Source organism: Kitasatospora sp. NPDC089913, assembly GCF_044748625.1.
Taxonomy (GTDB): Bacteria; Actinomycetota; Actinomycetes; order Streptomycetales; family Streptomycetaceae; genus Kitasatospora.
This window is the reverse complement of record NZ_JBIVGI010000015.1, coordinates 206,849-219,580: the sequence shown is the minus strand read 5'-3', so window position 1 is coordinate 219,580 and position 12,732 is coordinate 206,849. Positions and strand designations below refer to the sequence as shown.

At 72.3% G+C, this 12,732-nt stretch carries 17 protein-coding genes and 1 pseudogene; 7 read left to right on the top strand and 11 right to left on the bottom strand.

Going from position 1 to position 12,732, the window contains the following annotated elements:
• The 5 genes and pseudogenes from ACIPYS_RS23540 to ACIPYS_RS23520 all read right to left on the bottom strand — a co-directional run.
• Positions 1–227: pseudogene (locus ACIPYS_RS23540) on the bottom strand (ATPase); the annotation flags it as partial.
• A gap of 141 nt (positions 228–368) precedes the next feature.
• On the bottom strand, positions 369–686 hold the full coding sequence (locus ACIPYS_RS23535) for a hypothetical protein (protein WP_400749063.1): 318 nt from the start codon (positions 684–686) through the stop codon (positions 369–371).
• Complete coding sequence (locus ACIPYS_RS23530; RefSeq protein ID WP_400749060.1) at positions 683–1,636, bottom strand: DUF2637 domain-containing protein; 954 nt, start codon at positions 1,634–1,636, stop codon at positions 683–685. Before ACIPYS_RS23530 ends, ACIPYS_RS23535 begins: the two co-directional genes overlap by 4 nt.
• Complete coding sequence (locus tag ACIPYS_RS23525) at positions 1,633–1,782, bottom strand: hypothetical protein (protein WP_400749057.1); 150 nt, start codon at positions 1,780–1,782, stop codon at positions 1,633–1,635. The genes ACIPYS_RS23530 and ACIPYS_RS23525 overlap by 4 nt, the downstream gene beginning before the upstream one ends.
• On the bottom strand, positions 1,779–2,066 hold the full coding sequence (locus ACIPYS_RS23520; protein ID WP_400749054.1) for a hypothetical protein: 288 nt from the start codon (positions 2,064–2,066) through the stop codon (positions 1,779–1,781). The genes ACIPYS_RS23525 and ACIPYS_RS23520 overlap by 4 nt, the downstream gene beginning before the upstream one ends.
• Before the next feature lie 443 nt (positions 2,067–2,509).
• On the opposite strand from ACIPYS_RS23520, the gene ACIPYS_RS23515 reads away from it, so the two are divergent.
• Both ACIPYS_RS23515 and ACIPYS_RS23510 read left to right on the top strand, forming a co-directional pair.
• Positions 2,510–3,277 carry a GntR family transcriptional regulator gene (locus tag ACIPYS_RS23515; RefSeq protein ID WP_400749051.1) on the top strand — a complete coding sequence of 256 codons (768 nt, stop codon included), beginning with the start codon at positions 2,510–2,512 and terminating at the stop codon, positions 3,275–3,277.
• Positions 3,274–3,828 (top strand): GNAT family N-acetyltransferase, encoded by a 555-nt coding sequence (locus tag ACIPYS_RS23510; protein ID WP_400749048.1) that lies wholly within the window; start codon positions 3,274–3,276, stop codon positions 3,826–3,828. Before ACIPYS_RS23515 ends, ACIPYS_RS23510 begins: the two co-directional genes overlap by 4 nt.
• A gap of 242 nt (positions 3,829–4,070) precedes the next feature.
• Here the strand turns inward: ACIPYS_RS23510 and ACIPYS_RS23505 are convergent, their stop codons facing one another.
• Positions 4,071–5,237, bottom strand: a complete 1,167-nt coding sequence (locus ACIPYS_RS23505) for a damage-control phosphatase ARMT1 family protein (protein ID WP_093861362.1) — start codon at positions 5,235–5,237, stop codon at positions 4,071–4,073.
• Positions 5,238–5,379: 142 nt separating this feature from the next.
• A complete protein-coding gene (locus ACIPYS_RS23500) occupies positions 5,380–5,583 on the bottom strand; it encodes a cold-shock protein (protein ID WP_014136787.1) in 204 nt (67 codons plus the stop codon).
• Positions 5,584–5,959: 376 nt separating this feature from the next.
• Here ACIPYS_RS23500 and ACIPYS_RS23495 point away from each other — a divergent pair, with 376 nt between their 5' ends.
• The 3 genes from ACIPYS_RS23495 to ACIPYS_RS23485 all read left to right on the top strand — a co-directional run bounded on the left by ACIPYS_RS23495 (position 5,960) and on the right by ACIPYS_RS23485 (position 7,688).
• A complete protein-coding gene (locus ACIPYS_RS23495; protein WP_093861361.1) occupies positions 5,960–6,184 on the top strand; it encodes a hypothetical protein in 225 nt (74 codons plus the stop codon).
• A 210-nt stretch (positions 6,185–6,394) separates the two neighbouring features.
• Positions 6,395–6,940, top strand: a complete 546-nt coding sequence (locus ACIPYS_RS23490; protein ID WP_400749042.1) for a Uma2 family endonuclease — start codon at positions 6,395–6,397, stop codon at positions 6,938–6,940.
• Between the two features lie 49 nt (positions 6,941–6,989).
• Complete coding sequence (locus ACIPYS_RS23485) at positions 6,990–7,688, top strand: 2-phosphosulfolactate phosphatase (RefSeq protein ID WP_400749039.1); 699 nt, start codon at positions 6,990–6,992, stop codon at positions 7,686–7,688.
• An 86-nt stretch (positions 7,689–7,774) separates the two neighbouring features.
• On the opposite strand, the gene ACIPYS_RS23480 is transcribed toward ACIPYS_RS23485, so the two are convergent.
• The 4 genes from ACIPYS_RS23480 to ACIPYS_RS23465 all read right to left on the bottom strand — a co-directional run bounded on the left by ACIPYS_RS23480 (position 7,775) and on the right by ACIPYS_RS23465 (position 11,276).
• Positions 7,775–8,710, bottom strand: a complete 936-nt coding sequence (locus ACIPYS_RS23480) for a hypothetical protein (protein ID WP_400749036.1) — start codon at positions 8,708–8,710, stop codon at positions 7,775–7,777.
• On the bottom strand, positions 8,707–9,228 hold the full coding sequence (locus tag ACIPYS_RS23475; protein WP_093861358.1) for a SigE family RNA polymerase sigma factor: 522 nt from the start codon (positions 9,226–9,228) through the stop codon (positions 8,707–8,709). The genes ACIPYS_RS23480 and ACIPYS_RS23475 overlap by 4 nt, the downstream gene beginning before the upstream one ends.
• Before the next feature lie 168 nt (positions 9,229–9,396).
• Positions 9,397–10,743 carry an FAD-binding oxidoreductase gene (locus ACIPYS_RS23470; RefSeq protein WP_093861357.1) on the bottom strand — a complete coding sequence of 449 codons (1,347 nt, stop codon included), beginning with the start codon at positions 10,741–10,743 and terminating at the stop codon, positions 9,397–9,399.
• A 149-nt stretch (positions 10,744–10,892) separates the two neighbouring features.
• On the bottom strand, positions 10,893–11,276 hold the full coding sequence (locus tag ACIPYS_RS23465; protein WP_043467156.1) for a VOC family protein: 384 nt from the start codon (positions 11,274–11,276) through the stop codon (positions 10,893–10,895).
• Positions 11,277–11,393: 117 nt separating this feature from the next.
• On the opposite strand from ACIPYS_RS23465, the gene ACIPYS_RS23460 reads away from it, so the two are divergent.
• Complete coding sequence (locus tag ACIPYS_RS23460) at positions 11,394–12,122, top strand: TetR/AcrR family transcriptional regulator (protein ID WP_231977705.1); 729 nt, start codon at positions 11,394–11,396, stop codon at positions 12,120–12,122.
• Between the two features lie 110 nt (positions 12,123–12,232).
• Entirely contained in the window at positions 12,233–12,703 is a 471-nt protein-coding gene (locus ACIPYS_RS23455) for a GNAT family N-acetyltransferase (protein WP_093861356.1), read from the top strand.
• Positions 12,704–12,732 lie beyond the last annotated feature (29 nt).

The window sequence follows — 12,732 nt, the reverse complement described above, 5'->3', positions numbered from 1 at the left end:
GCGTCGTAGGCGTCGGCCAGCGTGGCGACGGCGGCGATGGTCTCCCGGATGCCGGGGGTGGTGAGCACGGCGCGGCGCACGGGCAGGTCGTTCGCGGTCTGGTGACGGAGCGCCGGATCGACGTGGGGGTCGCGGAAGTGGCGGCGCAGGTCGAGGGTCAGGTGCGCCTCGGGCGGGGCGCCGTGCAGGTAACCGAAGCTGGCGACCTCGATGGTGGTCACGGACATGACAGTGTTCTCCTGTCGCGGATGGCGGCGAAGTGGAAGCAAGGGGGCAGGCGGAGGCGATGAGGGCGGCGGCGGAGTGGGGTTAGATCTCGTCGCAGCGGAGCTGGTAGCAGTCGTCCCAGAAGCGGGGCCGGCTCACGGCTACTTCCCGGGGATGTCGGCGACGGCGAACAGCTCCACGCTCACGCCGTGGACCTCGCCGATCGCGCTCATGCAGGCGCCGTGGTGGCAGGAGCGGTAGGCGATGTCACGCGGGTCGAGGTCGAGGGCGGCGCGCCACTGCTCGAACCGGGCGAGCGATTCGTTGACGACCAGGACGACTCCCCAGTCCGGGCGTCCGGCGTCGCTCTCGTGTTCGTGCAGCTCGAACTCGTCGGGCGGCGGGATGTCCTCGTGCTGGGTGAGCATCATCATCAGCGCGTGGGCGGCGTCGGCCTGGCTGGTGGCGAGCTTGGTCACGATGCCTTCTCCTCGGTCGTGTCGGGAGTGGTCCCGGCTGTGTCCTGGGCGGGGGCGGGCACGGCGTGCAGCACGGGCCGCTCCGCCTCGGCGGCGGCCGGCGCGGACCCCTCGGCGCGTTCGGCCTTGAGGGCGGCGCGCAGGGTCCGCGCATTGACGCCCGAGGTGCGGACGGTGGTGCGGATCCGGTCGGCGGTCAGTTCGGCGTCGGTCCAGTCGGCGGTGGCCGACCGTGCCTCGGCGAGCAGTTCGTCCGCCGTGCGCTTGGGTCGGGTCGTGCGGGCCGACTGCGGGACGGTGCCGGTCGCCCGACGGGGCCGGGCCGCCCTCGGAGCGGTCGGCGGGTCGGTCGGCCCGGTGGGCGCCTGCTCGACCGGTGCCTCGGTCGGCGCGGCGGGCGGCTCCGCCGGGGCCGGGGTCGGCTCCGGGTCGGGCGACCGGTACACCGACCGGTCCGGATCGGCCGCAGCGGATTCGTGCAGCTCAGACCCCGACCGATTCGTCATGGTCTGGTCCGACTTGTCGCCCTTGGGCTTGGCGTGCAGCACCTTGGCCACCAGGTCCGACCCGAAGTAGATCGACCCGACCGGCAGCGACGACGCGAGCAGGACCAGGGCCCAGTGCGCGGGCGCCCACTCGGCCAGTCGGACCCGACCGCCGTCGTGCAGAGTCGGCACCAGGCCGTGCACGTAGTTGAGCACCAGCGACGCGGCCGTGTACCCGGCCAGCACCCGCAGCGCGAACCGCCGGTCCGCGTCGGTCAGCACCAGCGCGACGACCAGCGCCAGCGCCATCAACCCGTCTACCACGAGCGGGTAGACGGTCGCCGCGGTCGGGTCGGCCCCGATCGCCGCCGCCACGTCCCGCAGCGCGTTCCAGGAGACGCGGAAGGCCATCGCGGCCACCGCGAGCAGGCCGGAGATCAGCCAGACCTTCCCGGCCCGGCTCACCGCGCCTCTCCCGCCGTGGCGGCGAGCAGCGGGCGGGCGGCCTCGCGGGTGAGGCGGGCTGCCTCGGCAGCGACGGCGGCGGCGATCCGGGCGGCCTCGGCAGCGGCGGCCGCCCGCGCGGCCTCCGCCCGGGCCTCGGCCGTCACGCCGCCACCCCCGGGAGGGAGCGGCGGGCGGCGGACCGCCGGCGGACCAGCGGGACCGGGGCGGTCCGCAGCAGCTCGGCGGCCACCTCCGCCGACTCCGGGTCCGACTCCCACAGCTCCGCCAGCACCTCACGGGCCACATCCGTACGCGCCTGGTACTCGGTCGCACTCTCGTCAGCCACGCCGCCGAACAGCGCGTCGAACGGCGCGTTGTCGACACCGAGCGCCAGCTCAGCGAACTCACGGGCCGAAACGGCCCGTTGACCTGCAACAATCGACTTCACGGGTCTACCTCTTCGAGAAGGTGAGGTGGGCCCCAGGGGCTGCCGCGCTCCGGCCAAGGAACGCGCGGCGGCCCCGACTCATGCGGGCCCAGCTACTCGCGATGTACGAGTAGCCATGGCCCCCGACCCGCCACAGGCGGCACGGATCGGGGACCAAAGACACTCGTTCTCGTCGCACACTGTTGAGTTCTCAAGGAACCGCGATCCACGCAGCTCGTAGGGCGTGCGGTCTAGCCGCCTTCCCCCGACAACTGCGGGTCGCATCCGCGCAGGTCACGCCGTTTTGGGCGCGCCCCATCATGCGCATCTTGTCCCCATTGAGCCGCTGGCTCAACTGGTAGGTACAAGCTGCTGAACATGACTCTGCACTCACGGAGCGCAATCGTCAAGCCCATTGGTTCAACATGTAGGAACCAGTTGACTGGATGCGTCATCATTGAGGCATGAGCACCCCGCCGCTGTACCGTCGCGTGGCCGACGCCCTCCGGAGCGAGATCAGCTCCGGAGCCTTCGCACCTGGTGCCCGTCTGCCGTCCGAGCGTGACCTCTGCGACCGCTTCGACGCCTCTCGGAACACTGTTCGCAATGGCCTGAAGGTGCTCGTGTCCGAGGGCCTTGTCGCGCCCAGCCAGGGGCTGGGCTACGAGGTCAGGTCTCACGAGGTCTTCAGCCTGAACGCCTCGCGCTTCGAGAACCTGACCTTCCCCCAGAACGGAGACGCCTACAACACCGACGTCACGCAGGCCGGGCGCCGGCCGCACCAGGAGTTTCGCGTCGAGATGCAGCCCGCGTCTGCCGAGGTGGCGAGGCAGCTTCACGTTGCGGAGGGTGCGACGACGGTCCTGCGGTTCTGTCACCGCTACGTCGATGGGGTGCCGTGGTCGACCCAGGCCACGAACTACCCGATGTGGCTGGTCGAGAAGGCTCCGCGCCTGGCCGAACCCGGCGACATCGACGAGGGGACCACGCGGTACCTGGCCGGAATCAAGGTCGAGCAGGTGGGCTACTTCGATGCCATCTCGACCCGGATGCCTACGCCCGAGGAGAGCAGGTTGCTCCAGACCGGTGACGGCGTCCCCGTGCTCGTCTGGCGTCGCACTGGCTACTCCGTGGACAGGCCAGTCCGCCACACGGTCACGACGCTCCGCGGAGACCTGAACGAAATGAACTACGAGACGGGCGACCTGAGCGCTCTGGACGGCGACAAGTGATCATCGAAACAGCCAAGTCTGCCGACCTTGAGCACCTGCTCGACTTTCGCCGCGAAGCAGCCGCCTGGCTTCAGACCCTCGGCAGCGACCAGTGGAGTCGCGACTACCCCGCCGACAAGCTGTTGGCCACAATCGAGGCCGGCACGGTCTTCATGCTGCGAGACGGCGCTGAAACAGCCGGAACGATAACCGTCACACCGGAAGCCGAGCCGGGGCTTTGGAGCCCCGCCGAACTCGCCGAGCCGTCGCGGTTCGTCAACAAGCTGACCGTCGCACGCGCCTACGCTGGCCACGACCTCGGTGGACGCCTGCTGAACTGGGCCGGCGAGCGCGCGGCCGACGAAGGCGCGGAATGGCTCCGACTGGATGCCTGGACCACGAATGAGCGCCTCCAGGAGTACTACCTGGCACATGGGTTCACCCACGTGAGAACAGAGCTTGAGGGCGGCGCCGTGAACGGCGGTCCCCGCGTGTCGGGCTGGCTGGCCCAGCGCGCGGCAGGCCCGGCCGCGCATGGGTTCACCGACCAGACTCTTCGCGTAACGGCCTAATAAGCGCCGTGCTCGCGTACTCCAACCCGTACGCCAACAGCGGCGTACATGGCCGGACGGCGCGACACCTACAGACACTCCGCCCCAGGCCGTTCCAGAGCCGTCTGCGGGCCCCACGCGGCCTGAAAAGCGGAAGGTCGCCGGTTCGACCCCGGCCCTGGCCACAGCCGCCTGAAAAGGCAAGAAGGCCCCGGAGAGGTTCTCTCCGGGGCCTTCTGCATGTTCCTGTACGCCCACCCGGGCTACGGACGGAGATCGACCTGGACGACGGCGTGGCGGCCGCTGGTGCGCCACGGCGTCCCGGCGCTGTCGAGCCGAGCGAGGACGGCCGCGTCGACGCCGACGATCACGTCCGATTTCAGCGTCCGCAGAGCCGTGACGGCCGAGGGGAAGTGGCCGGCCGCCTCGGCGAAGAGCGTCGTGGGCGGCCACAGCTGATCGCCCACCAGCCGGCGGTAGTTGAGGTCGCCCTTGAGCACCGTCATGGCTGCGTCGGCGAACTCGGAGCGAAGGTCGGCGGGCATGTCGTGGAACGGCAGCGGCGCGCAGAAGAACGGGTGCGTGCGGATCACGAGTGCTCCGCTGCTCATCGCTCCCCACAGTCGTTCGCCGATCGTCCTGGCCGCCGGTGCGATCGCGGTGCGCAGACGCTCGACGGTGGCGAGGACATCGGCCGTCGTCGCGTCCGACACGTAGTACGGCTGCGGCTTCACGTGGACGACGACCTGCGCCGCCAGGCCGGACGCCAGGAGATGGTCGACCAGCACGAGGTCCGGCAGGAGCTCACGGCCGGCGTTGTCCGCGACGATGCAGACGCGCCCGCCACGGGCCCGTTCCAGCTCGGCCCAGAGCGACTCGCTGTCGTCGGCCACCAGGTCGGAGGCGATCGACGCTCCGGCCTCTGCGGTGATCCGGAAGCTCAGGTCGGCGCGGTTGCCCCAGAGCGCCGAGGAGAGCAGCGCGGCGGCTCGTTCGTGGGTGAGGTCCGAGGGCAGGTCGCCGAGGGCCGCCAGCTCGGCGTCCACGGCCGGGCCGGCGAGTTCGGCGTCCTTGAACGGTGCGAACGGGTCGATGCCCTGCCAGGCCCCCGGCCGGAAGTAGCCGGTGGCTTCGAGCAGTCTGCGGTAGAAGTAGCTCTCGGCCCACAGGAACGGCGCCTCGCCCCACGGTCGTCCGAACAGGCCCTCACCCCACTCCAGCCACTGCTGGTGGTCGTGGGCGCCGGCGCTCAGCGGTTGCAGCACACCGCTGGTGCTCTCGGCGAGGAGGTCCTCGACTGCGGCTCGCTGGCTCGGCCCGTACGGCAGTGCGTCGAGCACCTGCTGAACGAGCTTCGGGTGCCGCTCGTGGAAGACGTCCCGGGCGAACGAACCGGGAGTGCCGCTCAGGATCACACGTGCGCTGGACATGCTTGGATTCGTCCTTCTTCTCGACGGGGGAATCCGGCAGACCCGGGGGCGAGCGGAAGCGGCGCGGGAAAACCGAAGGGCCCGCACCGCGAGTGCGCGGTGCGGGCCCGGGCCGGGCGGCGGAGCCGGACGGCCGGAAGTACTACAGCGGGCGAATGTTCTCCGCCTGCGGGCCCTTCTGGCCCTGCGTGACGTCGAACTCGACCTTCTGGCCCTCGAGCAGCTCGCGGAAGCCGCTGGCGTTGATGTTCGAGTAGTGGGCGAACACGTCGGGGCCGCCACCGTCCTGCTCGATGAAGCCGAAGCCCTTTTCCGCGTTGAACCACTTCACGGTGCCGTTAGCCATGAAAAAATATCCTTCGAATGGGACGTCCGGAACTCACAGGTCGCGAGTTCCGCGTCGCCGTGATGATGACCCACCCGGAGAAATGGCCGGGTAACAAAATACGCCTGCGATCAGAATCAGCAGGCGCACACAAAGTTCATGGGAACCACAACTGCAACTACCACGACTGTAGCAGGGTCCGTACCTCAACGGGGGAGCTCTCCGCGGCCAGTTCTGGGGTGCGGCTCGGACCCGCGGGGGCGCTCGGCGCTCGCCCGGGCCGGCGGTGCCGGTGCCCCCGGCCGCGCACCGCCGTCCGCCCCCCGGCGTCCAAGATCCAAAATATCCGGCGGATCAAGCCACCCACGATGCCGAAATCAAGCGCATACTGGCCGGGATGACGAATTCAGCCGCGCCCCGGCGCCACCTCCCCACCAGCCCCTTCCGTCAGGCGGCTGCCCCGCCGCCGCCCAAGCAATTCGCCGTCGGAGACCGGGTGACGCACGACGAGTACGGTCTCGGCCGCGCCATCGGCGTCGAGGGCGAACTCGCCGTACTGGTCGACTTCGGCTCACGGACCGAGCGGATCACCGCACCCTTCGCCAAGCTCTTCCTGCTCTGACCCCCGGCGCCCGGTCGACGCGGTCGCCGACCGGCGCGAGGGGCACCGCCTCGGCTCCGCCCGTCGGAAGGCCGTCGCGTGCGGTGCCGGTCGACGCCGGTGCCGACGCCGCGCTGCCCGGAGAGCCCGCTCTTCGGGACGTCCGCGTGCGCGGGCGCGGTGGCGGACTATTCTGGGAAATGTTGCCCGGCGACCCAGGAGACCGCGCGCATGAACCCGGAGCACTTCGCCCTTCTCAACGAAGCCCGCCGAAGCCTTCCCGACGGCTTCAAGGTCGAGCTCTCGGGCGACACCATCGTGATGATGGTCAGCCCCTCGGGCATCCACCAGCGGAACCTGTTGCTGGTACGCCGCCAGTTCGACCGGCACGCCCCGGCCGACCTGCTGCCGAGCGAGAACACCGATCTGGTCTCGCCCGCCGTCGGCAAGAGCCGCAACCCCGATCTGACCTACCTGCCCGGGGAGGCCCTCGAGACCTCGGCCAACCAGGTCCCGGCCGAGTCCGCCGCCGTCGCCGTCGAGCTGGTCTCGCCCTCGAACCCGGAGAACGACTGGGTGGGGAAGGTCCGCGACTACCCGCTGATGGGCATCCCGCTCTACCTGTTGGTCGACGCCCGGCAGAAGACCGTCACCCTGTTCAGCCGGCCCGACGGGGCGAGGTACCACCGCCGCGAGGACGTCGAGTTCGGCGAGACCCTGCACATCCCCGAGCCGTTCGGCTTCGACCTGGTCACGGGCGACCTGCTGCCGTACTGACCCGAAAAGGGGTGGGCGGGGGAAGGCGGGGCCCGCGATCATGGCGGGCATGGAGTCCAGTTTTCTCGGGATCGACGAGGTGGCCGGGGTTCCGGCGGTCGCGGTCGTGGTCGATGTCATGCGTGCGTTCACCGTGGCCGCCTGGGCGTTCGAGCGGGGGGCCGAGAGGATCGTGCTCGCCGGGTCGCTCGACGAGGCGCTGGCGCTCAAGGCCCGGCAGCCGGGGTGGGTGGCGCTCAAGGACGGGGCGGCGGCGCCCGGGTTCGACGCCGTCAACTCGCCGGGGCTGCTGCGGGACGTGGACCTCGGCGGACGGACGGTGGTGCAGAAGACCACGGCCGGGACGGTCGGCGCGCTCGCGGTGAAGGACTCCCCGCTGGTGCTGTGCGCCGCCTTCGTGGTGGCGGGGGCGACGGCGCGGCTGCTCCGGGACCGGGGGTGCGGGAGCGTCACCTACGTGGTCACCGGCGAGGACGGGCGGGCCGAGGAGGACCGGGCGTGCGCCGAGTACATCGCCGCGCGGGCCGCCGGGGACGGCGCGGACGCGGGCGCGTTCCTGCGCCGGGCCGCCGGGTCGCGGGCCGCCGCGGAGCTGGCGCAGGGGGTGCGGGAGGGGGCCCACCCCGACGACGTCGCGCTCTGCCTCGAACTCGACCGGTTCTCCTTCGCCATGGTGGCGTCCCAGGAGGACTCGCTGACGGTGCTGCGGCCGGTCGCCGTGCCCGGGGCGGACCGACCGACGCACTGATCGACGTCGCACCGGACGACGGCACGGCGGGTCCCGGAGCGCGAACGCTCCGGGACCCGCCGGGTCGTAGCGGGCTCAGCGGGCGGTCAGTTCTCCGCCCAGCCCTTCTTGGTGCCGATCAGGGAGCCGTCCGCCGCGTAGAGGCGGAGCTCGGCGGCGATGCCGCGCTTGGCGGCGCCGATCCAGCGGGCCTCGGAGTCGCCGAGGGAGAGGATCGCGGGCTCCGCGGTGACGCCGTCGGCCCACTCGATCACGGCCCGGGCGACGCCCGGCTGCACCAGGCCGATGTCCACCTTGGGGACGGTGTACAGCGGGTCCTCGGTGCCGTTCTTGGCCTGGGCACCGAACCAGAAGTGGGCGAAGTCGTCCCGCATCGACGGGTCCGTGTGGAAGAAGCCCACCGGGGTCCCGGGCGGCGCGACGAAGGTCTCGTCGGAGCGCGCGAGCCGCTTGCCGTCCTGGACGTAGTAGAAGACCACGTGGTCGGCGTCCGGCGTCCCGTACCGGTTCAGGTAGTCGTCGGTGGGCGCGGGCCAGGGGTAGCCGGCGTCGGCGTCCTCCTGCCAGATCAGGCGGGCCTGCTCGCGGATCCGCTCCTTGCCCGGGGCCGGCCACAGGGCCGCCCAGACGCTCCAGGGCTTGCCGTCCCTGGTTCCGGCGAGCACCTGGATCCGGGTCGGGGAGAGCGGGTCGCGGAGTGCGCCCGGGGTCGCGGCGGGCCCGCCGGCGGCCGGGGTCAGCACGGTGGACACGTCCACGCTCGACGCCACCACCGCCGTCCCGCCGGACGGTCCGCCGATCCCGCCGTTCACCGCCGCCACGCCGCCGAGGGCGGCCACCAGGGTCAGCGCCAGCGCCCCGCCCAGGGACGTGCGCCGCCGGACCAGCCGCCGCCGGCCGCCGGCCAGCACCGCCCCGTACGGCGCCGGACCGGTCTCGAACGTCTCCGCCAGCCCGGCCAGGGCCCGGGCCACCTGCTCGCCGCCCGCCGCCCCGCTCTCCTGCGCCTCGTCGCGGTTCATGCCGCACCTCCGATGCTCGTCATGGTGATGAGTGAGGAGAGCTCCCGCAGCTTGGCGATGCCCTTCGACGCCTGGCTCTTGACCGTGCCCACCGAACAGCCCATGGCGGCGGCGGCCTGGGTCTCGCTCAGGTCCTCCCAGTACCGCAGCACCACCGCCTGCCGCTGGCCCGGCGGCAGGGTGCCGAGCGCCTCCAGCAGGGCGGCCCGCTCGTCCAGGCGGGCGAAGCCGTCCGGACCGGTCCGTTCCGGCACGGCGTTGACCAGCTGCTCCGGGACCCGGCGCCGGAAGCGGCGGGCGTGCTCGTTGACGACGATCCGGCGCACGTAGGCGTACGGCTCGTCGGCCTTGGTGACCCTCCCCCAGGCGGCGTAGGTCCGCTCCAGCGCGGTCTGCACCACGTCCTCCGCCAGGTAGCGGTCCCCGGTCAGCAGGAACGCCGTCCGCATCAGACGTGGCCAGGCACCGGTCACGAACGCGTTGAAATCGGCGTCCCGCTCGGCCTTCTTGGCTCCCATGAGTACCTCCTCGCCCTCCCAGAGCCCGCTCCGGCCGCGAACCGTTGCTGCGGCGGTCCGCGGGGTGGTCCGCGAGGGCAGTCCGAACGGGCAGGGGAGGAGGTCAGCAGGGTAGAGGGCCGAGCGGGCGGGCCGGCCGACGGGTCGGCCGGCGGCCCGGCGGGCGGGTCAGCCGGCGGGCGGGATGTTGAAGTTGAGCCGGAACAGGTTCCCCGGGTCGTGGACCGCCTTGAGCTCGCTGAGCCGCCGGTGCACGGGCTCCGGGTAGGCGGTGCGCACAACGGCTGGGTCGGCGTCGTCCAGGCCGAAGAAGTTGGCGAGCGCGCCGCCGGTGGACCACGGGCGCAGCCGCTCGTGCAGCGCGGCGTGCGCGGTGCGCAGCCCGTCCAGCGGGACCGGTCCGATCATGCTGGTGGAGAAGGCCAGGTAGCCGGCGTCCCGGCCGCCGACGGCGTTCGGGACGGCGGGCTCGCGCGAGTAGGCGCCGCCCTGGAGCCGGAACTCGACGATCAGCGGGCTGTCGGCGTCCGGTCCGGCGAGGTCCAGGACGGCGTCCGCCGTCTCGCCGGTGAACTCGCGCAGGGCGGTGTTGCGGTCGTACGCGGGGTGCGCGAACGGCGGCTCGTGGTGGATCGTGCCGGCCTCGGTGAAGGGCAGTTCGCGGACGGTGTCGAGGAGCGGGGTGCCGAAGGCGCGCAGCGGCCGGACCCAGTCCTCGCCCTGCTCGGCCGGGCCGCTCCAGGCGACCCGCAGGACGACGGCGTAGCGGCCGCGGATCGGCTCCGGCACGGCGTCGATGTCGGGGTAGCGGATGAGCTGGGCGGAGGTGGCGAGCTCCTCGGGGACGGTACGGCTCCACTCGGCCCAGCCGTGCAGCGCGGCGGCGGCGGATTCGGCGGGGTAGTAGAGGCCGCCGCCGTAGAGGCCGGTGCAGGGGACGAGGTCGATCTCCATCGCGGTGACGATGCCGAAGTTGTCCTTGCCGCCGCGCAGGGCCCAGAACAGGTCGGGTTCGGTGCCGGGGCCGGTCTCGAGCAGTCGGCCGTCGGCGGTGACGACCTCCAGCCGGCGGACGTGGTCGGCGGCGAAGCCGTACCGGCGGCCGAGCAGGCCGATGCCGCCGCCGAGGGTGTAGCCGACCGCGCCGACGTCGGGGTTGGAGCCGCTCAGCGGGGCGAGGCCGTGCGGGGCGGCGGCGTCGAGCACCTGGCGCCAGCGGACGCCGGCGCCGACGGTGGCGGTCCGGGCGGCCGGGTCGACGGTGACCTGGTCGAGCGCGGCGGTGTCGATCACCAGCTGGCCGTCGGTGGGCACGGAGATGCCGTGGCCGGTGGCGCGGACGGCGACGGCGAGGCCGTGCTCGGCGGCGTACCGGACGGCGGCGACCACATCGGCGGTGTCGGCGGCGGACACCACCAGCGCCGGGCGGTGGTCCAGCGCGAGGTTGTAGCCGGTCCGTCGGGCGTCGTACTCGTCGTCTCCCGGCCGGTGCACCGGCCCCTTGGTCTCGATCATGCGGGGAGGCTAACCCGCGCGGGGGCGGAGCAATCCCGTCCGTATCCGATCTCTGTCAGGTTTCCGGCGAACGGGTTCTGACGGACGGTCACCTGCGCGCGACCCGGCCGCGGCCTCCCCCCGGGACCGCGGCCGGGCGGTCGCGGGCGCTACCGGCTGTCGCCGGAGGCGCGGGTCATGATCTCCAGGTTGTGGCCGTTCGGGTCCTCGAAGTAGGCGCCGCGGCCGCCGAACCAGTCGTTGACGCGGCCGGCGTGGCGGTGGAACGGGTCGGCCCAGTAGGTGATGCCGCGGTCCTGGACCCGGCCGAGGATCTCGTCGAACTCCTCGTCGCCGACCAGGAAGGCGTAGTGCCCGGTGGGGACCGGCCCGTCGATCCGCATCACGTCCATCGCGACGTCGTTGGCCAGCCGTACAACAAGGAAGGGCTCGCTGCGCACGGGGGCGGCCAGACCGAGGATCTCGGTCAGGAAGCGCGCGGTCTCCTCGTCGTCCCGTGCCGGAACGATGGTGTGGTTCAGCTGAACGGCCATGGAACGCTTCCCTCCTGGGACTTCCGGACGTACCGACGAGCGTAGGACTTGAAGTCCGCTTCACGTCAAGCATGTCGTAAACTACACGATGTAGTGCACTGCAAGGAGGTTTTCCCCGTGACCGAACAGACCGCCCCGGCCGCGAGACCCGCCGACCCGGCCGACGGCACGAACGCCGTCGTCCCGGACGCCGACCCGGACGTCACTCCGGCCACCGCGCGCCGCGGCATGCCGGAGAAGCGGGTCGCGATCGCCCGCGCGGCGCGCACCGTGTTCGGCCGCGAGGGCTTCACCCGCACCAGCGTGGACGCCATCGCCGCCGAGGCCGGCGTCTCCAAGCGGACCATCTACAACCACTTCGCCGACAAGGAGCAGCTGTTCCGGTCGGTGATCCTGGAAGGCGCCGGCACGGTGGCCGCCACCCAGGCGAAGATCGCCGACCGCCATCTGCGCAAGATCGTCGACCTGCGCACCGACCTGGTCGACTTCGGTCTGGAGCGGGTCGACTCGCTCACCACCTTCGCCGAGCACTGGGCGCTGGTGCGCACCATCGAGGCCGAGGCGCTGCACATCCGCCCGGCGGTGCTGGAGGCCTGGCAGGACGCCGGCCCCCGGGAGACCCACCGGGTGCTGACGCACTGGATGGCCGACTTCGCCGAGCGCGGGCTGCTGGTGGTGCCCGACCCGGCCGAGGCCGCCCGGATGCTCAACCTGCTGACCTTCCTCGCCGTCGCCCAGCCCACCTTCTACGGCGCGCTGCCGATGCCGGCCGAGCGGATCGCCGAGGTCGTGGAGCACGGCGTGGCGGCGTTCCTCGCGGTGTACGGCGTACCGGACCGGGGCTGATCGGCGCCGGCCGTCCGGCCCGACCGCCGCCGGCCCGCCACCGGCACCAGCACCAGCACCAACCGGACCACCACCAACCGGACCAGCATCACCGACGGGGGCACGGAAAGATGGAACTCCGCTTCGTGGACGTCGGGCCGGACGGGCCCGCCCTGCTGCGGGACGTCGCGCCGCTGCTGCTGGCGCTGCGCCCGGCGCTCGGGGCGGACGGCTTCGCCGCCTTCGCGGCCGAGGCGCACGCCCAGGGCCTGGTGTTCACCGCCGCGTACGACGGCCGGGGCCGCTGCCTGGCGGTGGCCTCGCACCGGGTCCTGGCCACCAGCCGGGGGCGGCTGTTCTTCGTCGACGACCTGGTGACCGCGCCGTCGACCCGATCCGCCGGCGTCGGCGGCCGGCTGTTCGCGGTGCTCCGCGAACGGGCCGCGGCGGCCGGCTGCGTCCGGATCGAACTGGACTCCGGCACGGCCAACCACGGCGCGCACCGGTTCTACCACGCGCACCGGATGGCGGTCACGGCACTGCACTTCGGCCTCGACCTCCGGGACGTGCCGTCCGGGTCACGCCCCGGCGCACCTCTTTAGCATCCGGCCGGTGGCCCCCGAACCGGTTC